Origin of the sequence: Salinibacterium sp. G-O1 (assembly GCF_030063305.1) — a bacterium.
Lineage (GTDB): Bacteria > Actinomycetota > Actinomycetes > Actinomycetales > Microbacteriaceae > Rhodoglobus.
The window spans coordinates 1,017,201-1,041,936 of record NZ_JASISV010000001.1 but is presented as its reverse complement, the minus strand read 5'-3'; the positions used below and the strand labels follow the sequence as shown (position 1 = coordinate 1,041,936).

The 24,736-nt window shown below is 64.5% G+C and carries 27 protein-coding genes and 1 other RNA gene; 12 read left to right on the top strand and 16 right to left on the bottom strand.

The genetic code is table 11. The features are described from left to right. The first annotated feature begins 37 nt into the window (after positions 1-37). The 4 genes from QMG83_RS05120 to QMG83_RS05105 all read left to right on the top strand — a co-directional run bounded on the left by QMG83_RS05120 (position 38) and on the right by QMG83_RS05105 (position 5,309). Positions 38-1,213 carry a C39 family peptidase gene (locus QMG83_RS05120; protein WP_283504252.1) on the top strand — a complete coding sequence of 392 codons (1,176 nt, stop codon included), beginning with the start codon at positions 38-40 and terminating at the stop codon, positions 1,211-1,213. Between the two features lie 27 nt (positions 1,214-1,240). Further along, the gene (gene grpE / locus QMG83_RS05115) at positions 1,241-1,771 is read left to right on the top strand and encodes a nucleotide exchange factor GrpE (RefSeq protein WP_283504251.1); all 531 of its coding nucleotides are present in this window, start codon (positions 1,241-1,243) and stop codon (positions 1,769-1,771) included. Then, a complete protein-coding gene (locus tag QMG83_RS05110; protein ID WP_283504250.1) occupies positions 1,768-3,792 on the top strand; it encodes an Hsp70 family protein in 2,025 nt (674 codons plus the stop codon). Before grpE ends, QMG83_RS05110 begins: the two co-directional genes overlap by 4 nt. Positions 3,793-3,923: 131 nt before the next feature. Continuing rightward, on the top strand, positions 3,924-5,309 hold the full coding sequence (locus QMG83_RS05105) for a dynamin family protein (protein WP_283504249.1): 1,386 nt from the start codon (positions 3,924-3,926) through the stop codon (positions 5,307-5,309). A gap of 19 nt (positions 5,310-5,328) precedes the next feature. Here QMG83_RS05105 and QMG83_RS05100 read toward each other — a convergent pair whose 3' ends face one another. The 3 genes from QMG83_RS05100 to QMG83_RS05090 all read right to left on the bottom strand — a co-directional run bounded on the left by QMG83_RS05100 (position 5,329) and on the right by QMG83_RS05090 (position 6,881). Beyond that, a complete protein-coding gene (locus tag QMG83_RS05100; RefSeq protein ID WP_283504248.1) occupies positions 5,329-5,817 on the bottom strand; it encodes a hypothetical protein in 489 nt (162 codons plus the stop codon). Between the two features lie 198 nt (positions 5,818-6,015). Next, positions 6,016-6,246, bottom strand: coding sequence for a zf-HC2 domain-containing protein (locus QMG83_RS05095; protein WP_283504247.1), 231 nt, complete (start codon positions 6,244-6,246; stop codon positions 6,016-6,018). Further along, positions 6,243-6,881, bottom strand: coding sequence for a sigma-70 family RNA polymerase sigma factor (locus QMG83_RS05090; RefSeq protein WP_283504246.1), 639 nt, complete (start codon positions 6,879-6,881; stop codon positions 6,243-6,245). Before QMG83_RS05090 ends, QMG83_RS05095 begins: the two co-directional genes overlap by 4 nt. Positions 6,882-7,054: 173 nt before the next feature. On the opposite strand from QMG83_RS05090, the gene aroA reads away from it, so the two are divergent. The 4 genes from aroA to QMG83_RS05070 are packed head-to-tail and all read left to right on the top strand — an operon-like array spanning position 7,055 to position 10,896. Further along, entirely contained in the window at positions 7,055-8,449 is a 1,395-nt protein-coding gene (gene aroA / locus QMG83_RS05085) for a 3-phosphoshikimate 1-carboxyvinyltransferase (RefSeq protein ID WP_283504245.1), read from the top strand. 10 nt (positions 8,450-8,459) lie between these two features. Continuing rightward, positions 8,460-9,515, top strand: coding sequence for a ribosome small subunit-dependent GTPase A (rsgA, locus tag QMG83_RS05080; protein WP_283504244.1), 1,056 nt, complete (start codon positions 8,460-8,462; stop codon positions 9,513-9,515). Positions 9,516-9,552: 37 nt separating this feature from the next. Then, complete coding sequence (hisN, locus tag QMG83_RS05075) at positions 9,553-10,353, top strand: histidinol-phosphatase (RefSeq protein WP_283504243.1); 801 nt, start codon at positions 9,553-9,555, stop codon at positions 10,351-10,353. Between the two features lie 51 nt (positions 10,354-10,404). After that, entirely contained in the window at positions 10,405-10,896 is a 492-nt protein-coding gene (locus tag QMG83_RS05070; protein ID WP_283504242.1) for a septum formation family protein, read from the top strand. Between the two features lie 70 nt (positions 10,897-10,966). On the opposite strand, the gene ssrA is transcribed toward QMG83_RS05070, so the two are convergent. Beyond that, positions 10,967-11,357: a transfer-messenger RNA gene (gene ssrA / locus QMG83_RS05065) on the bottom strand. A gap of 159 nt (positions 11,358-11,516) precedes the next feature. On the opposite strand from ssrA, the gene QMG83_RS05060 reads away from it, so the two are divergent. Both QMG83_RS05060 and QMG83_RS05055 read left to right on the top strand, forming a co-directional pair. Then, a complete protein-coding gene (locus QMG83_RS05060; protein ID WP_283504241.1) occupies positions 11,517-12,860 on the top strand; it encodes an HNH endonuclease signature motif containing protein in 1,344 nt (447 codons plus the stop codon). A 93-nt stretch (positions 12,861-12,953) separates the two neighbouring features. Continuing rightward, the gene (locus QMG83_RS05055) at positions 12,954-13,634 is read left to right on the top strand and encodes an SIMPL domain-containing protein (RefSeq protein WP_283504240.1); all 681 of its coding nucleotides are present in this window, start codon (positions 12,954-12,956) and stop codon (positions 13,632-13,634) included. Here the strand turns inward: QMG83_RS05055 and smpB are convergent, their stop codons facing one another. The 4 genes from smpB to prfB form a co-directional block, all read right to left on the bottom strand. Further along, complete coding sequence (gene smpB / locus QMG83_RS05050; protein ID WP_283504239.1) at positions 13,635-14,111, bottom strand: SsrA-binding protein SmpB; 477 nt, start codon at positions 14,109-14,111, stop codon at positions 13,635-13,637. A 70-nt stretch (positions 14,112-14,181) separates the two neighbouring features. Then, positions 14,182-15,099, bottom strand: coding sequence for a permease-like cell division protein FtsX (ftsX, locus tag QMG83_RS05045; RefSeq protein WP_283504238.1), 918 nt, complete (start codon positions 15,097-15,099; stop codon positions 14,182-14,184). Further along, positions 15,096-15,845, bottom strand: coding sequence for a cell division ATP-binding protein FtsE (ftsE, locus tag QMG83_RS05040; RefSeq protein WP_283504237.1), 750 nt, complete (start codon positions 15,843-15,845; stop codon positions 15,096-15,098). The genes ftsX and ftsE overlap by 4 nt, the downstream gene beginning before the upstream one ends. Before the next feature lie 99 nt (positions 15,846-15,944). Further along, complete coding sequence (gene prfB / locus QMG83_RS05035; protein WP_283504236.1) at positions 15,945-17,054, bottom strand: peptide chain release factor 2; 1,110 nt, start codon at positions 17,052-17,054, stop codon at positions 15,945-15,947. A 57-nt stretch (positions 17,055-17,111) separates the two neighbouring features. Here prfB and QMG83_RS05030 point away from each other — a divergent pair, with 57 nt between their 5' ends. Continuing rightward, on the top strand, positions 17,112-18,389 hold the full coding sequence (locus tag QMG83_RS05030) for an MFS transporter (protein ID WP_283504235.1): 1,278 nt from the start codon (positions 17,112-17,114) through the stop codon (positions 18,387-18,389). Here the strand turns inward: QMG83_RS05030 and QMG83_RS05025 are convergent. Genes QMG83_RS05025 through QMG83_RS05005 form a run of 5 tightly spaced genes read right to left on the bottom strand, consistent with a single transcriptional unit; the run spans position 18,386 to position 20,543 of the window. Further along, positions 18,386-19,039: a class I SAM-dependent methyltransferase gene (locus QMG83_RS05025; RefSeq protein WP_283504234.1), complete on the bottom strand. Its 654-nt coding sequence runs from the start codon at positions 19,037-19,039 to the stop codon at positions 18,386-18,388. The two genes, QMG83_RS05030 and QMG83_RS05025, sit on opposite strands and share 4 nt — an antisense overlap. A gap of 32 nt (positions 19,040-19,071) precedes the next feature. Next, the gene (locus QMG83_RS05020) at positions 19,072-19,518 is read right to left on the bottom strand and encodes a Tad domain-containing protein (protein ID WP_283504233.1); all 447 of its coding nucleotides are present in this window, start codon (positions 19,516-19,518) and stop codon (positions 19,072-19,074) included. After that, positions 19,515-19,988, bottom strand: a complete 474-nt coding sequence (locus tag QMG83_RS05015; RefSeq protein WP_283504232.1) for a hypothetical protein — start codon at positions 19,986-19,988, stop codon at positions 19,515-19,517. Before QMG83_RS05015 ends, QMG83_RS05020 begins: the two co-directional genes overlap by 4 nt. After that, a complete protein-coding gene (locus QMG83_RS05010; RefSeq protein ID WP_283504231.1) occupies positions 19,963-20,358 on the bottom strand; it encodes a TadE/TadG family type IV pilus assembly protein in 396 nt (131 codons plus the stop codon). The genes QMG83_RS05015 and QMG83_RS05010 overlap by 26 nt, the downstream gene beginning before the upstream one ends. 11 nt (positions 20,359-20,369) lie before the next feature. Next, positions 20,370-20,543, bottom strand: a complete 174-nt coding sequence (locus tag QMG83_RS05005; protein ID WP_283504230.1) for a hypothetical protein — start codon at positions 20,541-20,543, stop codon at positions 20,370-20,372. A 456-nt stretch (positions 20,544-20,999) separates the two neighbouring features. Here QMG83_RS05005 and QMG83_RS05000 point away from each other — a divergent pair, with 456 nt between their 5' ends. Next, positions 21,000-21,494: a hypothetical protein gene (locus QMG83_RS05000; protein WP_283504229.1), complete on the top strand. Its 495-nt coding sequence runs from the start codon at positions 21,000-21,002 to the stop codon at positions 21,492-21,494. Between the two features lie 199 nt (positions 21,495-21,693). On the opposite strand, the gene QMG83_RS04995 is transcribed toward QMG83_RS05000, so the two are convergent. Genes QMG83_RS04995 through QMG83_RS04985 form a run of 3 tightly spaced genes read right to left on the bottom strand, consistent with a single transcriptional unit; the run spans position 21,694 to position 24,715 of the window. Beyond that, positions 21,694-22,632, bottom strand: a complete 939-nt coding sequence (locus QMG83_RS04995) for a type II secretion system F family protein (protein ID WP_283504228.1) — start codon at positions 22,630-22,632, stop codon at positions 21,694-21,696. Beyond that, a complete protein-coding gene (locus tag QMG83_RS04990) occupies positions 22,629-23,489 on the bottom strand; it encodes a type II secretion system F family protein (RefSeq protein WP_283504227.1) in 861 nt (286 codons plus the stop codon). The genes QMG83_RS04995 and QMG83_RS04990 overlap by 4 nt, the downstream gene beginning before the upstream one ends. Beyond that, positions 23,486-24,715, bottom strand: a complete 1,230-nt coding sequence (locus tag QMG83_RS04985) for a TadA family conjugal transfer-associated ATPase (protein ID WP_283504226.1) — start codon at positions 24,713-24,715, stop codon at positions 23,486-23,488. Before QMG83_RS04985 ends, QMG83_RS04990 begins: the two co-directional genes overlap by 4 nt. Positions 24,716-24,736: the final 21 nt, after the last annotated feature.

The following is a 24,736-nucleotide window of genomic DNA, read 5'->3' as shown; positions in this document are numbered from 1 at the left end:
ACCCTGTACCACCCACTCACGAGTAAGGACTTGACCAATGGACACCACCTTCCCGGACGACAGCGCCGGACTCACCGCAACGCAGGACCCCACTCAGGCTCCCGTCACCCAGGACGACTTCGATAGCGGCGACATCGACTACAACCACGACGGAGTCGTCGACGGCATGTGGTGGACACTCGACAGCGGTGTCGTCGTCGCCGTAATCGACACCGACAGTGACGACGTCGCCGATGTTCTCCAGTTCGACACCGATGGCGACGGTCTCGTCGACGTCGTGGTCGTCCCGGACGGCGATGGATTCCTCCTCAAGACGGATACCGATCCCGAGGGAACTCACGTGACGCGCGAAGAATTGCAGGAGGGAGCACCACAGCTCGCCGAACTTGTCAATGCGTTCTGGCCGGCGACCGACGACATCCCGGCCGATGGGGGCTACGACGGCCCACAGGTCACCGACGGACAACTCGTGGGTGACCCTGCGAGCCGCGGTCTCGACTGGTTCCAGCAGGCGTTTGACGGCTCATGCATGCCGGCAAGCATCGCGGTGATCGCCACCTTCTACACCGGAGAGCAGTACACCGATCTCGAGTTCATCAGCCTCGTCAATCAGGTGCATGGCTGGGCTCCAGACCCCACCGGTTCCGGCCCATCGATGACGGTCGAGGGAGCAGTGACCGTCTTGAACGCCCTCGGCATCCCCGCGCACGCCGACGAAGGTACAGTCAACGACCTCATCGAGTACCTGGGCGAGGACCGCGCCATCATCGTCGCCATCGACAGCAGCGAAGTATGGGACGACCAGGACGGCAAAGCCCCCGAGGTGGAGGACGACCTGCCCGACCATGCGGTTACTGTGACGGGGATCGACACCCAGAACGGCATCGTGTACCTCAACGACACCGGAACACCGGATGGCGCCGCCATGGAGGTTCCGCTCGACGTGTTCATGGACGCCTGGGCAGACTCCGGCAACTCCATGGTCGTGTGCGACCAGACCGCCGAAGAGTTCCGCGACGCCAACGGCATCCCACAGGACGAACCGACCGACGGCCAGCCAGCCGTTGCCCCCATCGGCGCTGCGGCGGACACCACCCCGCTCACCCTGCCGGAACAGACCGAGGGGCCGCTCGACTTCGTTCGCACCCACCCGTTCGTACTACTGCCAGTGCTGATTGCCGCTGGCGCCGTGGTCCGATCGGTCTCGAAGTAAACAAAAACCCGGCAGCCAGGAGACACCGTGACCAACAATTGCGACATAACGACAGACGTCTGCGACGAACTGTCGACGGTACCGCCCCAGTTCGATTTTCTCGTGCCGGCGGTACTCGCCGTACTGGTTCTCCTGGCTGTGCTGGTGGTGGTGTTCCTGCTCTTGTGGCGCACCACCGTCTCACGGCTGCGCGCGGTTCGCGCCGAGAAGGAATCCGCTGAGCATCGGGCCCGCTCTGCGGCGACACGAGCATCCGAGCCCCCGCCTCCCCCTGGCCTCGACATGGGCCTCGTCGACAGGCTCATCGACCTCGCCGATCTGGCGACCTCACCGGCGGTCGCTACTCAGACCGAACGCGTGCTTCGCTACCTCGGCGTTCAGGCGGTTCCCGCCATCGTCGGCGAACCCTTCGAGTCGACACATCACACGGTCGCTTCAACGGAACCAACTGACACGGCAGCTCAGCACGAGCGCATAGTCAGCGTCGTTCGCAAGGGCTGGGAGCATGACGGTGCTCTGCTCCGGCCCGCCGATGTGACAGTGTCGGTGCTCCGATGAACAGCCAGGTCTGGTCACTCGCCATCGACTTCGGAACGTCGAACACTGCCGCTGCATTCACGATCGGCGGCAAGACCCGGCCGATCTCACTCGACGCGAGCTCGACGTCAATGCCGTCGGCGGTTCTCCTCACTGACGATGGTTTCGTCACCGGACGCACCGCGCTATCCCGCATGCGTCTGGCCCCCCGGATGTTCGTGGGCGAACCCAAACGCGACATCGGCTCATCCACGGTCACCATTGGTGACAGGTCGTTCGAGCCCGCGGAGCTCGTCGCCGAGGTGTTCCGCGTAATCAAGAGCAAGGCCCATGACGTAGCGGGACCGAGCGAGCCTGACCGCGTGATTCTCACCCATCCGCAGGAGTGGACGGAGGGTCAGGAAGACACCCTGCGTCGTGCGGCGGAGCTGGCTGGCTTCGAGCCGGACTGCATAGTGCTGGTGTCTGAACCTATCGCCGCCGTGCACTACTACGCCGTGGAGAACCCACCGAACGAACTCGACCGTGTGGCCGTCGTCGACATCGGCGGCGGAACCTGCGACGTCGCGGTGCTCGAAAAGAACCCACACGGCAGCGAGTTCGACTACTCCCTGCTGGCCGCTGGCGGGGACAACGTCCTGGGTGGGACCCACTTCGACGCGCGCCTCTGGGACTGGACGATTCAGCAACTCGGACGCCGGGACGACTACGCCATCCTTGCGCGTCTCCACGACCCCGCCGATCCGCGCGGCAGACTCATCCTGCGCGACAGCATCCGCACGGCGAAGGAGGAACTGTCAGAGCGGGCCGACAGCATCATTGCGATCTCGGTCGGAGACAGTGAGTCTGTCGTCTCCATCACCCGTGACGAGTACGAGGCGATCATCGCCGACGACGTGGCACGCGCCGTCCGACTCGTCGCCGATGTGCTCAACGATGCCGGAGCATCGCGCAGTGGCACAACGCTGGTGTACCTGACTGGGGGTGCCTCCCGCACCCCCGCCATCATCGACGCGATCACCAAGTTGATGGGGACCTCGCCAGCCAAGCTGCACGATCCCAAGCTTGTCGTGGCCGAGGGAGCACTCTCGGCACCGCCGCAGGCAGTCGGCGAGATCGCCGAGGTGGTGATCCCGGTTGCCGCGACCTTGGTTGCCGAGAACCAGGATGCTGCGCCGCCGGACACTGCACCCACAGCTGCCGAGACCCCAGCTGCCGAAACCCAGGATGCCGCACCCCCAGTTGCCGCGCCCCCGGAAGTGCCGGTCCTGCCGCCTCCCCCCGGTGGATCCGATCTGACCGCGCCACCGCCCCCGGAGATGCCCGGGCCGGCCGGGGAACCACTTCCTACTCCCGCCTTTGCGCCGCGACGCCCCTGGTACAAGGGTCCACTCCTCGCCCTGCCCATCATCGGCGGTCTGCTGCTGATGGCAATCTTCGCCGGAGTAGTCATCGTCGCCATCGCGGCCGGAAGCGCGGGTCCCGTCCGGACACCCACACCCACGCCCACTGCAACACGGACGTCCGACCCTCCACCCACGGCACAGTGCTGGGATGGCAGTTCCGCGCCTGCTCCCGCGAATTGCCCCGAGCTGGTGGGAACGGGTGCCCTGCTGTGGGCATTCCCGACCGCAACCGGGGTCGAAGCGCCGGACTGCACGGTCGGCGACCCGTTCGATCCCATCAGGGAATCCCTGACCTGCGAGTGGAGCGATCTGCCCGACGTCGTGGTCTTCATCGACAGATTCGATAATCCTGATGAGGCGTACTCGTTCTGGGATGGCATTGCGGCGGCAGGCCCCACCCGGACTTTCGATCGATTTGCGCTGGCCGACGATGCCAGCCTCGGAACAACATGGAGCGGAACATCCACGGGAGAAACCTCGACGAATCGAATGACGATTCACGCCTACGCGTCAATACCGTTCAGTATCGCGTTCTACACAGATTTCACCACGACGCAGAACGAGGCAGACCACACCGAGGCGGTTTCCCGACTGGAGGTGTGGCTGCAATCCGCGATCGACTCGAGCACTCCCTAAAGGCAAGTCCGACGGCGATCGGCCCGCGCTAGAGTCGAGAAGTCGGCACAGTGGGTGTCAGGAGGGTAGCTGAGATGGCGTCGCATATCTCGAGCCCTGCTGGTCTGCGGATAATGCACTTATGTGACGACATGGAACGCGTGGCGGGCACCGAGCTTACGCACATCACAGCGGCTGTACGTGAATCACTCGAACCCCCCAAGCTCGCTATCGTGGGCCGCGTCAAGGCGGGCAAGTCGACTCTCGTGAACGCGCTCATCGGTGCGAAGGTGGCTCCCACCAACGACGCGGAATGCACACGCATCGTGACCTGGTATCGATACGGCATGCCCGATTCGGCCGAGCTCGTGCTGCGCGACGGCACGGTGCGGCCCGTACAGTTCGCGGGGGCGCTGCCCGAAGATCTCGGTGTGCCCCTCGACTCGGTGTCGCACGCCGTCGTCTATCTCCAGGCAGCCGCATTGCAGGACTACACCCTCATCGACACCCCAGGGCTCTCAACAACGACACGCGAAAATGACGAGGCAACCCGCCGGGCGATTCTCGGCGGCGAGGCCGCGCGGCAGGCCGACGCAATCATCTACGTGTTCAAGAAGATCGAGAAGGCCGACGACATCTCGTTCATGACGGCGTTTCGGGAGGCCTCAGGCGGCTCGGCCGACGCGGCCGAAGCGATCGGTGTGCTCTCGAATGCCGACCGGTTCGGCGCTGGCGCGTGGGGGCCACGTGACCCCATCTCGGTCGCCGCCGAAACCGCTGATCAGATCGGCACCGAACACGCGGCGCACGTGAGCGCGGTGATCCCGATCGCGGGTCGCATGGGCGAGGCTGCGCGCACCGGCGAAGTGCGTGAATCGGATGCTGCAGTTCTCGCGGGCCTCGCCCATCTCGACGACGATGATGCGCGGGATCTTGAGGACGGCATCCTCGACATACCTGATATGGATGCCGCAGCCATCTCTCGCGTGGTTACGATGTTCCGCGGCTACGGTCTTCGGCACGGGCGAACCATAGCTCGAGATGGTGCCGCTGCGCTCACGGCCTGGCTGTTGGAGCGCTCGGGGATGGCAGCGCTGGAGGGGGCCCTGCGCTCACGATACGTGGGATCTCACCCGCATCGTTCCATCGCAAACGCCGTCGCGGCACTCGCCGACGCGGCCCGCACGAGTCCCCATCGCTCCGCGCTGGGCGAGTTGCTCAACGCGGCTCGACTGGATCCTGCCCTCCATGTGATCCGTGAGCTTGAGGCTCGCGAGAGACTCGCCGCCCGTTTTCCCGACGACGAACTCCTCGTCATGCTCGACACTCTGATGCAACAGAAAACGGACCGGGCCCGGCTCGGACTCGGTCGCTCTGCCAGCGACCACGATGTTCTCGTCAGGGCGCGTGAGTGTCTGGGCGACGCTCGTGGCCGTGCAGCTTTGGCGGGCAGCCCGGAGCTCGCGGAAGCGAATCGCGTGATGGTTCGCTCTTATCAGCTGATCGCAGATCGGTACCACGACGCCGCCAATCGGTAGTGACGACAGCGCGGGATGACTACAGCCAGGTTCTGGACATGCTGTGGTACTGCTCGATCATCGTCTCGATCTTCGCGCGCTGGTCGGGAGCAAGGTTGGGGTTCTCGAGCAGTTTGAGCAGCGTAGTCACGAGATTGCCGGAGCCGCCGCTGGAGGGCTCAATAACGCTTTCCGGAGCCGGGTCGGCGATGCCGTCCTGGTTCGCGTCATTCAGCACGGCGTCAATCACTCCATCAAAATTCTGGTCAGCGTCGATGCGCTCGTAGATGCCATTGTGGTCGCGGTCGATGCCGACGGCGTCGATGTTGCCGTCGAAGTTCCTGTCGACGGAATCCGTGTCGGTAATCCCGTCGAGGTCGGTATCCGTTCGTACGACATCGGCGATCCCATCGCCGTTCGTGTCAAAAAGAAGGGTCTCTCGGTAGCCGTCGCCATCCTGATCGATGGCCGCGTTGTCACCGACGCCGTCGCCATTGACGTCGAATAGTCCAAATCCAGTCAAGCTCACGATCTGCTCCTCTCAGGGGTGGGCGGTGTGTGCCCAATACCTCTTTGATGCAGGAGCGGCTCGAAAAGTTCCCGTGCCGGCGCGCCAGCAGCGGCTCCCAGTGTGGCCTCCCCGCGTTACCACTGGCACCGAGAATGAGACGTTGGGGGGCTTTGTTTTCAGCCCTACCCCGCAAGGCTGGGCGTTGGAACAGTACCTTTAGGCGTTAGAAAGGCGCTGGCGCACGGCCTCGAGAAGGTTCTCGGGAGCCTGCTCCTGGCATGCCTGGCGAACCTTGAGGGTGAGTGCGAGGCCCACGAGGTGCTCACTCGAGCAGTCGTCGCAGTTTTCGATGTGTTCGGCAACGTCAGCGGCATCCTGGATGCTCAGCTCACGGTGAAGGTATTCCTCGAGTTCGGCTTTGGCCTTCTCGCAACCGCAATCGGTCATGATGTGCTCCCATCGGTGGATGCGGCGGGTGCAGCAGCGGTGATGCCCCGGTCGCGTGCGTAGTCTGCGAGTGAGTCACGCAGCATCCGTCGACCGCGATGAAGGCGACTCATCACGGTGCCGACGGGGGTCTTCATGATGTCGGCAATCTCCTGGTAGGAGAATCCTTCGACATCGGCGAAGTAGACGGCGAGCCTGAAATCTTCCGGGATCGCCTGCAGCGCGTCTTTCACAGCGCTGTCCGGCAGGTGGTCGATCGCTTCGGCCTCAGCCGATCGTGTCGACGTGGTTTGTGTGACGGATTCGGCGCCACCGAGTTGCCAGTCTTCCAGCTCGTCGATCGTGCCCTGATACGGGTTGCGCTGATTCTTGCGGTAGATGTTGATGAAGGTGTTTGTCTGGATGCGGTACAGCCACGCCTTCAGATTGGTGCCCTGCTGGAATTGTCCGAAGGCCTGGAAGGCTTTCACGAACGTCTCCTGCACCAGGTCAGCGGCGTCGGCAGGATTGCGGGTCATCCGCATCGCGGCTGCGTACAGCTGGTTCATAAAGGGCAGCGCCTGCTCTTCGAACAAATCGCGCTTGGTCGCCGCGTCGGTCGTCGCGTCGTCGGCTGGTACGTCGTCTTTTGGCATCGGGGCCAATTGTAGAACGCTCGGCTCCACAATGACGGGTCTCTCGGCTAGCGCCAAGCCCATACCTACCCACCTGCCTCACTGTTGCCGCTGAATCGTCTGCACACCACAACCTCGATTAGCTCCGCCTTATTCCGCGGATGCGCGAGGGCTTTGGCGATACTCTGGGAGCGATGGCGATTTCTAAGACTTCACAGCCCCAGTTCAACCCGTACGGCGACGATGCCCCCGTACCGGCCGAGACTGGCGGCGCGTGGACGGCGCCCCGCGCATCCGGACCCCTGTCGGCGACGCTTCGCCTGCCGGGCTCCAAGAGCCTCACCAACCGGGAACTCGTGCTCGCAGCCCTGGCCGACGGTCCGTCGCTGCTGCGCGCTCCCCTGCACTCCCGCGACAGCGCGCTGATGATCGACGCGCTGCGCACCCTCGGCACCAGCATCGTCGAGGTTGCCGGGTCTGGCAGTTACGGTCCCGACCTTCTCGTCACGCCCGGCGAGTTGGGCGGCGGTTCCATCGACTGCGGCCTTGCCGGAACTGTCATGCGCTTCATCCCCACCGTGGCCGCCCTGGCACTCGGCCCTGTGGCCTTCGACGGCGATCCCGCGTCGTACCGGCGCCCCATGCGCACGACCATCGACGCGCTCCGCGCCCTCGGCGTCGACGTCAGCGACGACGGACGCGGCACGCTCCCGTTCACCATCTTTGGCGCTGGCGCGATCGAGGGTGGTGCGCTCGAGATCGACGCTTCGGCGTCAAGCCAGTTCGTCTCAGGACTGCTCCTTGCCGCACCCCGATTCACCAAAGGCCTGACCCTGCGTCACATCGGTGAGACGCTGCCGAGCCTCGCCCACATCGAGATGACGATCGCTGCGCTTCATGCCCGGGGCGTCACCGTCGAAAACCCAGAGCCTGGCCTGTGGATCGTGCCGCCCTCCGCCATCACGGCACTCGACGTCGACATCGAGCCAGACCTTTCCAATGCCGGACCGTTCCTGGCGGCCGCGCTCGTCGCCGGCGGATCGGTGACTGTCACGGGCTGGCCCGAACACACCACCCAGGTCGGGGCCAGGATGGCGGACATCCTCGAATCGATGGGTGGCGACGTCACGTTTGCCGCCACCGGAGCCGGACTCGGCGACCTGACGGTCACCGGAACAGGCGTCATCCATGGCATCACACTCGACGAGTCGAGCGAGTTGGCACCCACGGTCGCCGCCGTCGCTGCACTTGCAGACTCGGAGACGGTGCTGACCGGCATCGCGCACCTCAGAGGGCACGAGACAGACAGACTGGCGGCGCTTGCGGCCGAGATCAACGCTCTCGGCGGTGACGTCACCGAGACGGATGACGGCCTCGTGATACGCCCGGCACCGCTGCACGCTGGCCCGTGGCGAAGCTACGAGGATCACCGCATGGCCACGGCCGGCGCGATCATCGGCCTCGCCGTCGACGGCGTCGAGGTCGACGACATCGACACCACCGCCAAGACCCTCCCCCAGTTCGCCGAGCTCTGGCACGGCATGCTGCGCACCCCACAGCAGCCCTCCGAATCGATCGAAATCCTGTGAGCGCTGCCCGGTGAGCTGGCTCAACGACGACGATGACGACGGCGACTACTCCGAATACGACGAGTCGTCGGCGAAGGTCAGACCCAACCCGAAAGCCAACAAGCCGCGAAGCAAGAACCGACCAGACCACGCTGATGCCATCAGCGGCAGGGTGTTCAGCGTCGATCGCGGACGATACGGCGTGTGGGTAGCTGAAGGCACCCCCGAGGAGCGTCAGCTCATTGCCGCGAAGGCGCGCGAACTCGGCAAGAACCAGGACGGCAAGGTGTCTGTCGTCGCCGGCGATTGGGTCGACCTCGTCGGAGACGTGACCGGCGATGAGGGCAGCCTCGCGCGCATCGTCCGCATCCAGCCTCGCAGCACGCTGCTGAGACGCAGCGCCGATGACACAGACGCAGTCGAGCGCATCATTGTCGCCAACGCCGATCAAATGCTCATCGTTGTCGCCGCCGCGAACCCCGAGCCGAGGCCGAGACTGGTCGACCGCTATCTGGTGGCTGCCTTCGACGCCGGCATCACCCCCATCCTGTGCATCACCAAGACCGACCTTGCAGACCCCGCCAGTTTCCTCGCGAATTTTGCGGGACTCGACCTTCGCATCTTCGAGAGCCGCTCAGACGACTTCCCTCTCGACGACATTCGCGCTGCCCTCCTCGGCCACACGACGGTGGCCGTCGGGCATTCGGGTGTCGGTAAGTCCACCCTCGTGAATGCGCTGGTCCCTGATGCGCACCGCGCGGTCGGCAGGGTCAACGACGTGACGGGCCGCGGGCGGCACACCTCGTCGTCCACCATCTCGTACCGCATCGGCTCAGGATGGATCGTCGACACCCCGGGGGTGCGATCGTTCGGGCTCGGACACGTCGACCCCGCCAACATCCTGAAATCATTCACCGACCTCTCGCTTCTCTCTGAGGATTGCCCCAGGGGCTGCACGCACCTGCCGGATGCGCCGGACTGCAACATCGTTGGTCGCGTGAATGCCGGCGACCTCGGACCGATCGGCAAGCTGAGGCTCGACTCGTTCCAGCGACTCATCACGACGCTCGGCAGCACCGCCAATTGAGGGTCGGTGCCGTGCGCGCCGCCGATACGCTTGAGCAGTGACCATTGAGACCGAATACTCGCTGAGCGACGACCTTGCCCTTGCCCTTGCCCTCGCATCCGACGCCGACCTGATCTCTCTTGACCGCTTCAGGGCCGTGGATCTGGTCGTGACGACGAAGCCGGACCGCACGCCCGTAACCGATGCCGACCAGGCCGTCGAGCGGAGCATACGCAGCGGAATCGAAGCGGCGAGGCCGACAGACTCGATTCTCGGCGAGGAATACGGCACCGAAGGAGACTCACGGCGCCAGTGGATCATCGACCCCATCGACGGCACAGCGAACTTCCTGCGCGGCGTACCGATCTGGGGCACGCTCATTTCGCTCGCGATCGACGGCGTACCGGTCGTGGGAGTCGTCAGTTCTCCCGCGCTCGGAAAACGATGGTGGGCCGCAACCGGCCACGGCGCGTGGGCTCAGGCCGACGGCGAGAAGGCAAGACAGATTCGGGTGAGCGCCGTGAGCGAGCTCAGCGATGCGTCCCTGAGCTACAACAGCATCACCGGATGGGACGACGAAGGTCGTCTTGACGACATCGTCGCGCTCACGCGGCAGGTGTGGAGGTCACGCGCCATCGGCGACATGTGGTCATACATGCTGGTCGCTGAAGGTGCCATTGATGTCGTGGGCGAATTCGACCTGAAGCCGTACGACATGGCTGCGCTGATACCGATCATCACCGAGGCCGGCGGGCGCTTCACGTCAGTAGATGGCGTCGATGGGCCATGGAACGGCAGCGCGCTGGCAACCAACGGGCTGCTCCACGATTTTGTATTAAGGCAGCTCAACGGCGTGTGACGCTAGGCTTTCAAGCAACCCAAGCTTGTGCCAGAAAAGTGAGGACACCCGATGACTATCAGCTCTGAAAAGATACGCATCCGGGCGCTGGCTTTATTCACTATCGCCGCCGCCACAGTCGCCCTCACCGGGTGCAGCCTGCTCGGAGGAGGCAACGACGCGACCGACGGCGGCGAGGGCACCAACACTGACGTCTTCACGATCCAGGTTGGTGACTGTCTCAACGACGGAGATGTCACCGGCGAGGTGAGCGAGGTCAAGGTCATCGACTGCGACGCCGAGCACGACAGCGAAGCGTACAAGAGCATCAAAATGACGGATGACGAGTTCCCGGGCGAGACGGCCGTTGACGACATGGCGATCAGCGAGTGCAAGAGCGCATTCTCGGCCTTCGTGGGCATCGACTACGACGACTCGTCGCTCGACTTCTCCTACTACTACCCGACCGAATCCAGCTGGGCGCAGGGTGACCGAGAGATTCTCTGCCTCGTGGTTGACCCTGAAGGCAAGATCGCAGGCAGCCTTAAGGGCGCATCGATCTAACTCGGATGAACGAGAGGGCGCATCCTGCTGGATGCGCCCTCTCGTGTTCAGCAACGCGATAGTGACTTCATGGTGGAGATGCGGGGAATTGAACCCCGGTCCACTGCTGTAATTCCACGCCTTCTACGGGTGTAGCTCGCTAAACGTTCTACTCGGCCCTGACCTTTGCAACGAGCATCCAGGTCAACAGGCCCAGCCTCAGTTAGAGTCCCGCGTGCCCCTGAGACTCAGGAACGCAGCAATCTCTCTAGATGACGCCAGGGTCCGGGTAGAGAGCATTCCCGGCCTGACGGTTTCTTTAGTTGCGGAGGAGACTACGCCGCGAGGGCGAGGTCTGCCTTGGCAGAAACAGTGCGAGTTGAATCGGCACTTGTGTTTTGCACGGATCGTTTACGAGTTAACCGTGCGTCCTCGACCCGCTTCTCGCAGTTTTGCAGGCAATGTCGAAACCGATCATCCCCATGCGGGTCACTATCGCGCTGTTGAGTTACCAAACCGCCCCGGAGGACAGCCCTTAAGTGTACGCCGAAACGATTTATAGCGCGACCGCCGGACTCCACGAGTTGTCCACAGTTCCCTAAGACTATAGAACATATGTTCGAACTTTGGTAGAATCGATCATGGCCCCGAACCCCTCCACCAGCGACACGATCATCGTACTTCCATCGGTGGTCGGGGTGGGTGCGCTTCCCGATGATGAGCTGTTGAGTTTGCAGGGAGAGCTGGGTGTGGCCCGTCGGCGGGTGGATGCCAGCTCCGCCGTCATCGCCTCCGAAATCGCCCGGCGTTCCGACCGGTCGCTCGGCCAGCAGGGGCTCGCGGCACGAACCGGTGAGTCCTCGCCGGAGAAGGTCATCCAGAAGCTGACCGGGGTCAGTTTCACCGAGGCCCGCGCGCTGACCACCGCCGGTGCCGCGCTGGACGCGGTGCAGAGCGGGCAGTCGGCGTGGCTTTCCTCGGTGGCCGAGGCGGTGTCGTCAGGGGAACTTTCGGTGGCCAGTGCCGCCGGCATCGTCAGCGGGGTGGGGGTGCCATCGGCGACTGTGTCCTGCACCGACCTGGGTGGCATTGCCGCGGTGCTGGTGTCCCGCGCCCAGCATGCCTCACCGGAGGAGGTGGCCAAGGCCGCCCGCGCCGCCCGGGCCCGGCTCGACACCGAGTCGGTCGCCGACCTCGAGGCCCACCGGCTGTCCCGGCGCACCCTGACCTGGTTTGAGACCGCTGACGGGATGACGCGGCTCAGCGCGCTGCTGGACCCGGAGTCCGCCGCGGTCATCGTCGGCGCGCTGGCCACCGCGCTGTCCCCCCGCCGGGGCGGACCCCGGTTCGTCGACCCGGCGGAGATTGAGCGGGCGCAGGGGATGCTCGACGACCCGCGCAGCAACGAGCAACTTGCTGTCGACACCCTCGTCGAGATCGTGCAGCTGGCCACCCGCGCCGCCGGATCCACGAAAGTGTTCGGCCACAAATCCCCGGCCGTCCGGGTTCACGTGCAGGCCGAAGCGCTGGAGACCGGCACGGGTTTCGCTCACTTCGAGGGCCAGTCCGCTCCGGTCAGCATCCAGACCGCCGAGCGGCACATCTGCATCACGGGGATGCTGCCCATCCTCTTCGACGGCAACACCCCGATCGATGCCGGCCGCACCCAACGACTACACAGCCCCCGCCAACGCGCCGCGATCACCGCCCACTGGAACGGGTGCGCCTGGGGCGACTGCGACAAACCACCCCAGTTCACCGAAGTGCACCACCTCGCCGCCTTCAACGGCAGAAACACCACCCTGAAGAACGGCATCAGCCTCTGCCGGTTCCACCACATGCAACTGCACGCCAACGGATGGGCAATCCACACCCGGGCCGACGGAACCTACTGGCTCACCCCACCACCCGGGTCGGCCACGCAACAACACCACGGGCAGCCGATCGAGATGCACTCGAAAAGCCCACTCCAACGCACGGGATAACCCTGCCCACCGGGGGCACCCTGTACCGCGGGAGTACCGACCGTAGAGCCACCGGTGACGTCAGCTACGCTGTGATCGACCAAAGGAGCGACCATGGCCGAGACAACCATCACCGTGCAGGGTGAGTTCGCGGCGTGGTACCCCGCCGAGCGTGCGACCGTGACTGCATCCGTGCTCACCGACGGACCGGATCGGGATGAGGTCTTCGCCCGCGCAGTTGAAGCATCGGATGCTCTGCGAAACCTGATCATGAGCATCCACGACAAGAACGTCGGTCCGATCACCTGGTGGTCGTCAGACAGCGTGCGCGTCTGGAGCGCACGGCCCTGGAACAATCAGGGAGAGCAGCTCGAGCTGGTGTTCCATGCTGGAGTCGACTTCAGTGCCAAGTTCAGTGACTTCGACGCTCTGGCACGCTGGGTCGAGTCCGCCGCCGGAATCCACGGTGTCACAGTTTCGTCGATCGAGTGGGCGCTCACCGACGCGACCCGCACCAGCGCCACGGTCGAGGTGCGTTCCCGTGCGGTGAAGGATGCCGTCGCCAAGGCGACAGTATTCGCCCAGAGCATCGGGCTCGGCTCCGTCACCGCGATAGCGCTCGCCGACCCCGGGATGCTCGGAGATCTGTCCGGTGGGGGTGGATCTCAGTCCGGGTACACGCGAGCGTCGATGAGTTCCATGGTGGTCGGCGGAGCCGGCGATCCACAACTCGCGTTGAAGCCTGAAGAGATCGCCGTGGAATCCATGGTGGACGCCCGGTTCATCGCGAAATAGTTACTCGTTCAGGTTCTTGCGAGCAGACATGGCGCGGTCGGCTTCGCGCTTGTCCGTGCGTTCGCGCAGGGTCTGGCGTTTGTCGTATTCGCGCTTGCCTTTGGCGACCGCCAGCTCGACCTTTGCGTTGCCATCCGAGAAGTAGATCGACAGCGGCACGAGGGTGTAGCCGCCCTCTTTGATCTTGTTGTTGATCTTGAGGATCTGCTCCTTGTGCAGCAGCATCTTGCGCTTACGGCGCACGGGATGGTTGTTCCATGACCCCTGGTTAAACTCGGGAATATGCACGGCATCGAGCCAGGCCTCGCCGCCATCGATAAAGCCGTAGCCGTCGACAAGGCTCGCGCGACCCGCACGCAGCGACTTCACCTCGGTGCCCGTGAGGACCAGTCCGGCCTCATAGGTGTCTTCGATGGTGTAGTCGTGGCGTGCCTTGCGGTTGCTGGCAACAACCTTTTGGCCGCGATCCCTGGGCATGATTTCTCCGTATTCAGTGCTCGACTCCTGAGCAGCCCATCAGCTTAGCCCAAGCTCGGTGATACCACGGTCAGACCTTGAGGTAGCGACTGATGGCGACACCTGCCGACGCGGCGGCGAGAGCTGCCCCGACCACGATCAGAACCGGCACCACCACCAGCGCATCGTTCACACCGACGAGGGTCGTCGTCGAGCCAAGGGTGCGCGACAGGTATCCCTGCACGAAGAACTGCACGATCGCAAGGATCGCCCCACCCGCCATGAGCGATCCGATCAGCGAGGCGAACACTCCCTCGAGAATGAACGGGGTTTGGATGAAGCGGTTCGACGCTCCCACCAACCTCATGATGCCCAACTCGCGTCGGCGCGAAAACGCGCTCAGCCTGATCGTCGTAGCGATGAGCAGCACGGCCGCCACAAGCATGAGTGCAGCCACCCCGATCGCCGTGTACGAGGCCGCATTGAGGATGGCGAAGATCTGGTCGAGCAGCCCGCGTTGATCCTGGACGTCCTGCACCCCGGCAGCGCCCGACAGGCTCTCAATCAGCACGTCAGCATTGGTGGGGTCGACGAGGTTCACCCGGAAGCTCTCGTTGAGGTCGCCCGGTGTCACAAATGCTGCGATCGGGTTGTCGGCGAACTGGACCTGGAAGTTTGCGAAAGCCTGGTCGTGGGTCTCGAACTCGTACTTCTCGATGAACGGGGCGAGGGTCGGCGAGTTGAGCTGCGCTTCAACGTTGTCGATCTGCTCCTGCGTCGCCGCCGCCTGCGTGCAGTTGCCCGTGTTATCGACATCGGTGCAGAGGTAGACAGCAACCTGAGCCCGGTCGTACCAGTAGCCCTTCATCTGGCCGATCTGCATCTGGAGCAGGATTGCTGCCCCCACGAAGGTCAGCGAAATGAACGTCACGAGGATGACGGAGATCACCATCGAGACGTTGCGACGGAGCCCGCTGCCCGCCTCACCGAGAATCAGACCGAGCCTCACTTCGACACCTCACTGACGTCGGCTGCTGCACCGAAGCTGCCGAAGCCTTGCACCGGAATCGCCTGCGTCTGATATCCGCCCTGGCGCTCGTCACGCACGATTTGGCCGCTGATGAGCTCGATCACGCGACGCTGCATCTGGTCGACGATGCCTGCATCGTGGGTGGCCATGAGCACAGTCGTACCGCCGAGGTTTATTCGTTCGAGCAGAGTCATGATGCCGGCGGATGTCGCGGGGTCCAGGTTTCCGGTCGGCTCATCGGCCAGCAGGATGGCCGGCTTGTTCACGACCGCGCGCGCGATCGCGACGCGCTGCTGCTCACCACCAGACAGTTCGTGAGGGAAGCGGTTGGACTTACCGGCGAGCCCGACCATCTTCAGGGCATCCGGAACAGCCTCCTGGATGAACCCACGGCTCTTGCCGATCACCTGCAGCGTGAAAGCCACGTTGTCGGCCACGGTCTTATTGGGCAGCAGCCTGAAGTCCTGGAAGACGACGCCGAGGTTCCGTCGGAAGTACGGCACCTTGCGGTTCGAGAGCGAGTTCAGGTGCTGACCCAGCACGTGAATTTCGCCCTTCGTCGGAGTCTCCTCTTTGAGGATCAGGCGCAGAAAGCTGGACTTGCCCGAGCCCGATGCGCCCACGAGGAAGACGAACTCCCCCTTGAGAATCTCGAGGCTCACCGTGTTGAGGGCAGGTCGAGTTGTACCGGGGTAGGCCTTGGAGACAGAGTCGAAGCGAATCATTTCGGTGCAAGCCTAGGTAGACAGCACGGTTGCGACCGCAGCGACACTCACGGCGGCAGTTTTCACAGCAAGCAGTCCAAGGGACCACCCGAGCGAGGTCTAGTCTTCGATAGCCCGCTTGCGCCACTTAATGCCGGCGTTGATGAACCCGTCCAGGTCGCCGTCGAACACATTCGAGGGGTTGTTGACCTCGAAGTCGGTGCGCAGGTCCTTGACCATTTGGTACGGCGCGAGCACGTACGAGCGCATCTGATCACCCCAGCTCGCGGTGATGACGCCAGCAAGTTCCTTCTTCGCGGCCGCCTCCTGCTCGCGCTGCATGATGAGCAGGCGTGACTGCAGCACACGCATGGCCGCTGCGCGGTTCTGGATCTGGCTCTTCTCGTTCTGCATCGACACGACGAGACCGGTCGGAAGATGGGTCAGGCGCACGGCGGAGTCTGTCGTGTTGACGGACTGCCCACCAGGGCCGCTCGACCGGAACACGTCGACACGGATGTCGCCCTCCGGCACCTCGATCGCGCCAGCCTCCTCGATCAGGGGGATGACCTCGACCGCAGCGAAGCTCGTCTGCCGCTTGCCCGCCGAGTTGAACGGGCTCATGCGTACCAGGCGGTGGGTGCCGGCCTCGACGCTGAGCGTGCCAAACGCATACGGGGCATCGATCTCGAACGAGGTCGACTTGATGCCGGCCTCTTCCGCGTAGCTGGTCTCCATGATGGTGACGGGGTAGTTGTGCTGCTCGGCCCAACGCAGGTACATGCGCTGCAGCATCTCGGCGAAGTCCGCGGCATCCACACCGCCCGCGCCGGCGCGAATCGTGATCACGGCGGGGTGGGCGTCCCATTCCCCGTTGAGCAGGGTCTGAACCTCCAGCTCGCCCAGCAGCTTCTGGATGCTCGTGAGCTCAGTGCGCGCGTCGGCCGCTGCCGAGACATCCTGCTCCTCATTCGCCAGCTCGACCATGATCTCGAGGTCGTCGAGGCGACCCGCGATCGATGTGATCTTGGCGAGTTCGGCCTGCCGGTGGCTGAGGGCGCTGGTGACCTTCTGCGCCTTCTCGGGATCGTCCCACAGGTCCGGGACCCCCGCCTGCTCGCTAAGGTCGGCGATGTCGGCTTCAAGACGTTCGACGCCCACAACCGAACGGATGTCAGCGAATGTTGAGCGCAGCGCCGCGATGTCTTCCGAGATATCCAGTTCATCCATGTCGACAGCAAGCCTACCGGCGCGCTCCTGTGCGCCGCCCCCGATAACGTAGAGGCAATGTCCACCATCGAGCCGCCGTTCCGCTGGCGTTCGATTGCCCTCCCCGCCCTGCTGCCCACGCTGCTGTTCTCGATCGGTGAGGGTGCGATCATCCCCATCATCCCGATCGCGGCGAACAATCTCGGTGCCACGCTCGCCATCGCCGGCTTGGTGGCGGGCATCCTGACCATCGGTGAGCTGTTCGGCAACATCCCGAGTGGATGGCTCATCGCGAGGGTCGGTGAGCGGCCAGCGATGATCGGCGCGAGCGTGCTGTCGGTGATCGGTCTTGTTATCTGCGTCATCGCCCCAAACCCCGTGGCCCTGGGGTTCGGCGTGCTGCTGGTCGGCGTCGCCACCGCGGTCTTTGCCCTCGCGCGGCATGCGTTCATGACCAGTTTCGTGCCGATCGCCTACCGCGCTCGCGCGCTGGCAACGCTCGGCGGCACTTTTCGGCTCGGATATTTCATCGGGCCGTTCCTCAGCGCGATCATCATCCATCTGACGGGAACGGCAAGTTCGGCGTTCTGGATTCATCTCTTCTTCTGCGTCGCGACCGCCGTGATCCTCATCACGCTCCCCGACCCGACCGCAACCTTCGGAGCGGTTCGCACGGTGCGGCTTGCCGGACGAAACATGCGGGAGGGTGAGGCGCTCGTCGAGCTGGAATCGGCCGGGCTGTTCCAGACGATCTATCGCAAGCGCGCGGTGCTCACCCGGCTGGGCGTCGGCGCCGCGCTCATCGGAGCCCTTCGCGCGAGCAGGCAGGTCGTGCTGCCCCTGTGGGCGGTGAGCATCGGAATCAGCGAGCCCAACACCGCCGTGATCATCGGTATCGCGGGTGCCGTGGACTTCGCCCTCTTCTACGCGAGCGGCCAGATCATGGACAGGTTCGGGCGCCTCTGGAGCGCGCTCCCGTCGATGATCGGCCTTGGTCTCGGGCATCTCGCGCTGGCGTTCACCCACGACCTTTCTTCCAACGTGAGCTGGTTCATCGGCGTCGCGATGTTCTTGTCACTGGCGAACGGCATCGGCAGCGGCATCCTGATGACCCTTGGTGCCGATCTCGCCGACAAAGACAATCCGGCGCCCTTCCTGGGCGCCTGGCGATTCACCGGCAACCTCGGGGGCGCCGCGGCGCCGCTGATCGTCGCCGGGATCACTGCCGTGGCCTCCCTGTCTTTCGCTGCGGCAACGCTGGGCGTGCTCGGGCTGCTGGGTGCCGGCGTCATCGCCCGCTACCTGCCGCGATTCTCGCCGCACGCCGGGCGTGGAGCGGCAGGCCCCAAGGCCTAGTCTTGGCGCACGCTCGAACTGAAGACGTACGCGAACGCGGGACGGGTGTAGGCGATCCCGCGCCCACTGCTCCGAATGAGATCGGGGTCTGCGGCATCCGGTTTCTTGGGGATGAGGTATTTCTCAAGCGCTGTTCGATCGAGAATGAACTTCTCATCACGATGACGCACAACTCCGACCAGCGTCAGGCGAGGATCCAGTGCGGCCAGGCTGGCGTCGCCGTGGCTGGCATTTGCCAGAAACAGTCCTCCCGGCGCGAGGTAGCGCTGGCAGTTGTCCCAGAACGGCCCCGCGTAGAGCGAGATGAGCAGATCGAAGCTGGCCTCCCCCACGGGAAGGTCGCCTGCGTAATCCGCGGCGAAGAACTCGATGTTCCCGCCAGCCCCGGGGCGGGTTCGCCCGGCGAGATCCCCCGCCACAATCTCGGGATCGGCAAAGTAGCGAACCGCGCGCCGATCGACATCGATGTAGGTGACTGAGGGAATCGCCGTGGACGGTGAAAGGTCGACGTAGCTGCCCGGGTAGAGGGCCCGCTGAGGCGCCCACGTGTCGGCGATCGCCCCGAACAACTCGGACCGGTCACCGATTGAGTCTCGATACGTGGCCCATGTTGGCCCGCGATAGGGATGGTTCTTGCTCTGAGAAGCCACGTTCTCAGTGTAACTTTCGGCACAGTTGCCCCTCAGTGAAAGACGGACCTGCCCACCGACGTGACCTCGATGCGCAACCCTTCGGGGGTGAGCAGCGAAACGACCGGTGGATGCCACCACGACGACAGTGTGACCGTGGCGCTTCTGCCGTCGAGCGTTCCGGATTGCTCGACGATGAGGCCGTCGAAGCGCGCCCCCGGTGCGGTCGCGAGGTAGGACCGCACGGCCGCCGCAACCTCTGCGTCATGCAGTTCCGGCCGCGCACCATCCGGTGTTAGCTGCACCTGGTCGAGCGCGAAAGCTTCAGCCCCGACGAGGGCAGCTCCGTCGGCGAGAGTGAACAGCCGCTTGCGTTCCAGATAGAGCGAGGTCGCTGACACCACCAGAAATATCAGCACCATGCACAGAAAGCTGAAGAAGATGATCAGGGGCATGGTCGAACCGCTGTCGTCGGCAAGCCTCTCGCGAAGCCGGGTCATCCCTCGCTCCAGAACCTGGAAACCTGCTGGGTGGACGTTGCCGACAGAGGCACTGCGAGGGGGAAGTCTCCGATCAGCACAGGCGGCACCAGGGGCAGCGGCGCGGATAACGCCACCGTCACCGTCACGAACCCGCGGCGCGTGAGACACGTCGACGGGTCTGGCTCGCAGGTCACGCTGATGGCGGCCGAATCAGGGTCGATTCCGTGATCGGCGAGTGCGAACTCGACAGCCCTGACCGCACTGGTCTGGGCCGAGCCGATATCGCCGGACTGCACGAACACTCTGGATGCCTGGCGCGCTGCGCCCTCGACCGCGAGCGCCCCCGCCTGGATGGATGCCATCGCCAGGATCAAATAGACGAGGGGCACGAGAAGCACGAGGCCGGCGGTGATGAACTCAAGGGACGCCGAGCCGCGGTCGTCGGTCCAGCGCCCGGAGCTTTCAGCCGAGCGTCTCGATGGCAGCATGACCCGACACCTCCAGTCCCCCGTCGAGACCGATCAACCCGATCAGTGGCAGCGGTGCGTGCACCGTGATCGTCATGGCCGGGAATCCGAGGTAGCTTCCCGACGAGGCAGTGACATCCTTCGCGTAACCGGGCCCGAGAGCCGTGGAAATGAGGTCGACTGCCCGCGCGACGCCGTCGTCGGCAGAGTTGTCTGCGAGCGCCGCGAAACGAGCACCCTCGGCTGCGGCATCCACCACCGTGTTGCGGATGAAGAGCACCAGCCCGAGCTGCATGACGCTCAACGTGAGCAACGTGAGCAAGCCGCTGACCATGACGAATTCCGCGACAGCAGAGCCCTCCTCGGATGCCCACCCCCTGCCGCGACTCATGGCGGCCTCGCTCAGAATCCGGTGACGCGGTCTATTGCCTGCTGGAACACAGAGCTGAGGGCGGGGCCGGCGAGCCCCCAAATGATGATGACCAGCCCGGCAGTCATGAGGGTGATGAGCACCCAACCGGGGACGTCGCCGCGTTCCTCGGTGATTACGGGTGCCAGGCGTCGCTGTCGGGTCATTTCAGCCTCCGGGTGGTGATGATCACGAGGCACATCTTGCGCCCTAGCGCGACAGCCGCGCTGAGGTTTTCCACAGGCCGCTACGGTGCGCCTGCCAGTCAGCCGAGAGATCGCTCGAGGAACCGCGCGGCGCTGCCGACGATCGACGCACCATACAAGACACCGAAGTCGCCGCGGCGGTCGAGCCCGGAACCGGCGCGTTCAGTTCATCGAGTAACGTGCGCCATTCGTTGGCCGCCGCGCATCCTGATCGGCATTATCCGCGAGTAAGACGACCATCAACTCCCCGCCGCCATCCGGCGCGGAATCTCGGTGAGTCGCGGTTCGTTAGAGTACAGGACGGCCTATCCTCCGTATGCCTCACGTTGCGCTCACCAGTCGCGATCATTCGGGCCAGTTCGCATCAACGATCAACAGCGCTGAGAGTGAGCCGGTTCAACGGTCTACGATCAGCGTATGGGCGACAAGAAATCAATGCTCAAGGGGCAAGAAGCGACGCTCGCCGTTTACTCAGCAGTGGTGGCGCGACGCCTGCAATGGGACAACCTGCTCTGGCAAGTTCCCGTCGTGAGCTTCACAGCACAAGCATTCCTGCTGAATGTCTCTCTAGCACCGAACAGCTCCTTGTTCGCTCGCTTGGTCAGTTCAGCGCTCGCCTCCATTGTGAGCGTGCTTTGCATTCACCTCATGGCGAAGCATCGGCAGTCGGAGGTTCTCGATGCGGAAACCTTGAAACGGATGGAAGCGGAGCTTCCCGAGTTGCTGCACCAACACGGGACCGCTTGGGGTGATCGGCGGGCCGCAATGCCTCGCGAGCGAGGTCTCGTCCACTTCTTCATCCGCCCCACCGGTCGCGCCTATCCGGTCTGGATCGTGGGACTTTTCGCTTTCTTTGTCGTATCCGCCACAATCTTCGTTCTGTCACTCGCTGCCCCTCAATTACTGGAGTAGAGGGCAACACCTGACATTCGACTGAGGCGTAACCCGCACCTCGAGCGCCCTGTGGAAGCTCGGGCGAGGTCTGTTGCTCAAAGGAAGTTCCGAGATTCCGCCTGGATCCTCATCGGCTAAAGCCAGAAGATTTGCGGGTTTCTCACTTCGATGGTGAAAATTTCCAATCATTGGCATCGCATGAACCCTCAGAACACCGTTAAAACCCCACCTGCAGCACGAAGATCCCGGGATAGATCGCGAACAGGATCGTTACGGGCAAAATCAAGAACACCAGCGGGAACAGCATCGCGATCTCCTTCTTGCCCGCCGATTCCAGCAGGTCGCGCTTGGCGTCGTCCCGCGAGTCCTGCGCCTGGGCTCTCAGCACTTCGGCCAGCGGCGTTCCGCGCTCGAGCGCACCCACGATCTGCTCCACGCATCGGGAGAACGCCGGCAGCTCGAGATCTCGCGCCAGGGACGTCAGGGTGTCGGCCAACGGCAGACCGGTGTTGACGCATGCCACGACCTCCGCCAGCTCGTGAGACAACTCCCCCGCGCTCACCTTCGAGATGCGGCGCATCGCGTCGAGGATCCCCTCCCCCGCTGACAGGCTCAGGGTGAGGAATTCGAGGATCACGGGCAGCTCGCTCGACAGCCGTGCCAGCCTTTTCCTCGCGGTCCGCTGCAGCAGATAGTCCCGGCCAAGCACCCCGGCCACCGCGAACACCATCACGATCATCGCCTGGACCGGAACGGGGGTCGACTGGGCCTGGGCGACCACGATCGCGACGGCCACCCCCAATCCCGCCCCAGCAAGCCCCCACAGCAGTTGCTGCGACCGGAACGCTTCCACGGTAAGGGCAGACCCTGACTGTCGCAGCCGTCTGGCCACGGTTTCGGCTCCACCCAGCGTGCTCTCCAACGCGGCGCGCGCCCGCGAGGCGACCGGCTCGACAAGCATCCCGAGCACGGGCAGCGGACCGGGGGTTGCTGGCGCCAGCATCTCGCGGGCCTGCGGCGAGATATCCACGAGATAGGGGGCGACACGGCGCGCAAGCCTCGGACGGCTCATCCGGGGTACGAGGCTTGCCAGGCACCACAGCCCAAAGCCCAGCCCGGTGCCGGCCACGACCGCCCACGCGACGACGGATGTCACGCGAACCACCGCGGTTCATCCGGAATTCTGCCGATGCCGATCATCAGACGGTAAGCGAAGAATGACACGACGAGACCCACGACGATGAGGGTCGCGCCACCCGGCGAGTTGTAGGCGGCGGCTGCCTCTGGACGGGTCGCGAGCAGAAGCAACACCACCCACGGGGAGGCGACCCCGAGACGTGCCGCGTTCATCACCCACGACTGGCGCGCCTCAACCTCCGAACGGATCGCGCTCTCCTGGCGGAGGTAGGCACTGAGGTTGCGCAGCACTGTGGTGAGCTCGCTGCCGCCGACCTCGCGAGACATCCGTAACGTCTCGAGGATGCGATCGGCGACGGGATCGGCCAGCCGGGACTTGAGAGCGTCGAGACAGGATGCGAAGTTGCCGGTTGCGCGGTATTCGGCGGCGAACACCGCGAACTGCGCCCGAGTCGCCGACGGGCCGGTGCTCGCGAGTGTCATCACGCTGTCGGGAAGAGCCAGCCCGGAACGCACCGCAGACACGAGCTGGTCGACGACATCCGGCCAGACCACGCGATTCAATTTTCGCTGCGCCCGGGCTCGCCAGCCGATGAGCAGGAACGGCAGGAGAAACGCGACAACCCCGGTGGCGATAGCCAGCACCACAACGGAGAAGAGCGCGAACACGAGCGACGTCGAGACCACGGCCATGAGGGCAGCCACGGTGAAGACCGTCGCGGGACTGATCCGTGCCAGCCCCGCCTGGACGAGTCGCTCGCGCTGTCGCGCCACAATCGCCGATGGCCTGGGTTCGCGCGCTCCCCTCGGCCACAGCGCCGGCGAGATCATCAGGATCGCTCCCGCCCCCAGCAGCAGCCCCAGCAGTGCGCTCATCGGTAACCCGCGAGCACCGTCGCCGGGTCGAACCCCGCGGCCGCAAATTTCACCGAACGGCTCGGATACCCTCCGGTCGCCTCCAGCCCGCCACCGCCAAGCGTGAAGATCGGGCTGGCCTCGATGACACCGGATGTCACCTGTCCGCTGGGCGCGACGATCTCCACCACTCTGCGCCTCCCGCTTCGGTCGAGCTCGCAGTGCACAACGATGTCGATGCACGATGCCACGGTCGGGATGACGAATGACGAGTCGATGTTGCGCCCGGCCAGCAGCGGCAGTGTCGACAGCTTGATGAGTGCGTCGCGGGCGCTGTTGGCGTGGATGCTCGACATGCCAGGCAGCCCGCTGTTGAGCGCGATGAGGAGGTCGAGCGACTCCGCCTCGCGCACCTCGCCGACCACGAGACGGTCTGGGCGCATCCGGAGTGACTCTTTGATCAGTCGCCGCAGGCTGATTTCGCCGGTGCCCTCCAAACTGGGCTGCCGGCATTGCATCGCGATGGAGTCGCGTGAGGAGACCGACAGCTCGAACGTCTCCTCGACCGTGATGATGCGCTCGGTAGGTCTGGTGGCCGAGAGCAGCGCGCCCAGCATCGTCGTCTTGCCACTCTGGGTGGCACCAGAGACGAGGATGTTCTGTCCGGACAGGACGCACATCCGCAGAAACTCGGCCGACTGGGCGGTGAGGCTGCCCAGCGCGACCAGGCGCTGCAGGTCCCGGATGCGCTGACTGAACTTGCGCACATTGACCGCCCAATGTTTGCGGGTGATGTCGGGGATCACCACGTGCAGCCGCGAACCGTCGGGCAGCGAGGCGTCGACAAACGGCGAACTCAGGTCGACGCGGCGACCCGAGCTCTGCAGCATCCGCTCGACGAGGTCACGTACCTCGCTGTCGGTGAGCACGATGCCGGTGCGTTCCGGCACGCCATCCCGCGCGATGAAGATCGCGTCGGGCGCATTGATCCAGATCTCTTCGACCTCGGCATCGTCGAAGAATGGCTGAAGCGCGCCGAATCCGGTGAGGGTTGCAACGAGCAGCCTCGCGGCCTGGGCCTCGTCGGGAAGGAGGGGCACCGATCCACCCAGCGCACGCTCGCTGTACCGCCGCACCTCATCGTGCACGTATCGGGCAGCAAGCTCCCCGTCGGAGCCAAGGTCGACCCCGTCGCGCCGCACCCGGTCACGAACCTGCTCCGCGATCTGGGCGAGGGCGTTGGACATTTGCCGATCATCCGTGATCCG

What these genes read in the sequence shown, in the direction of transcription:
- QMG83_RS05120 (WP_283504252.1), top strand. Translation starts at nt 38, where the DNA reads ATGGACACCACCTTCCCGGACGACAGCGCCGGACTCACCGCAACGCAG.
- QMG83_RS05110 (WP_283504250.1), top strand. Translation starts at nt 1,768, where the DNA reads ATGAACAGCCAGGTCTGGTCACTCGCCATCGACTTCGGAACGTCGAAC.
- QMG83_RS05105 (WP_283504249.1), top strand. Translation starts at nt 3,924, where the DNA reads ATGGAACGCGTGGCGGGCACCGAGCTTACGCACATCACAGCGGCTGTA.
- QMG83_RS05095 (WP_283504247.1), bottom strand. Translation starts at nt 6,246, where the DNA reads ATGACCGATTGCGGTTGCGAGAAGGCCAAAGCCGAACTCGAGGAATAC.
- QMG83_RS05090 (WP_283504246.1), bottom strand. Translation starts at nt 6,881, where the DNA reads ATGCCAAAAGACGACGTACCAGCCGACGACGCGACGACCGACGCGGCG.
- aroA (WP_283504245.1), top strand. Translation starts at nt 7,055, where the DNA reads ATGGCGATTTCTAAGACTTCACAGCCCCAGTTCAACCCGTACGGCGAC.
- QMG83_RS05070 (WP_283504242.1), top strand. Translation starts at nt 10,405, where the DNA reads ATGACTATCAGCTCTGAAAAGATACGCATCCGGGCGCTGGCTTTATTC.
- QMG83_RS05060 (WP_283504241.1), top strand. Translation starts at nt 11,517, where the DNA reads ATGGCCCCGAACCCCTCCACCAGCGACACGATCATCGTACTTCCATCG.
- QMG83_RS05055 (WP_283504240.1), top strand. Translation starts at nt 12,954, where the DNA reads ATGGCCGAGACAACCATCACCGTGCAGGGTGAGTTCGCGGCGTGGTAC.
- smpB (WP_283504239.1), bottom strand. Translation starts at nt 14,111, where the DNA reads ATGCCCAGGGATCGCGGCCAAAAGGTTGTTGCCAGCAACCGCAAGGCA.
- ftsE (WP_283504237.1), bottom strand. Translation starts at nt 15,845, where the DNA reads ATGATTCGCTTCGACTCTGTCTCCAAGGCCTACCCCGGTACAACTCGA.
- prfB (WP_283504236.1), bottom strand. Translation starts at nt 17,054, where the DNA reads ATGGATGAACTGGATATCTCGGAAGACATCGCGGCGCTGCGCTCAACA.
- QMG83_RS05030 (WP_283504235.1), top strand. Translation starts at nt 17,112, where the DNA reads ATGTCCACCATCGAGCCGCCGTTCCGCTGGCGTTCGATTGCCCTCCCC.
- QMG83_RS05020 (WP_283504233.1), bottom strand. Translation starts at nt 19,518, where the DNA reads ATGACCCGGCTTCGCGAGAGGCTTGCCGACGACAGCGGTTCGACCATG.
- QMG83_RS05015 (WP_283504232.1), bottom strand. Translation starts at nt 19,988, where the DNA reads ATGCTGCCATCGAGACGCTCGGCTGAAAGCTCCGGGCGCTGGACCGAC.
- QMG83_RS05010 (WP_283504231.1), bottom strand. Translation starts at nt 20,358, where the DNA reads ATGAGTCGCGGCAGGGGGTGGGCATCCGAGGAGGGCTCTGCTGTCGCG.
- QMG83_RS05005 (WP_283504230.1), bottom strand. Translation starts at nt 20,543, where the DNA reads ATGACCCGACAGCGACGCCTGGCACCCGTAATCACCGAGGAACGCGGC.
- QMG83_RS05000 (WP_283504229.1), top strand. Translation starts at nt 21,000, where the DNA reads ATGGGCGACAAGAAATCAATGCTCAAGGGGCAAGAAGCGACGCTCGCC.
- QMG83_RS04990 (WP_283504227.1), bottom strand. Translation starts at nt 23,489, where the DNA reads ATGAGCGCACTGCTGGGGCTGCTGCTGGGGGCGGGAGCGATCCTGATG.
- QMG83_RS04985 (WP_283504226.1), bottom strand. Translation starts at nt 24,715, where the DNA reads ATGTCCAACGCCCTCGCCCAGATCGCGGAGCAGGTTCGTGACCGGGTG.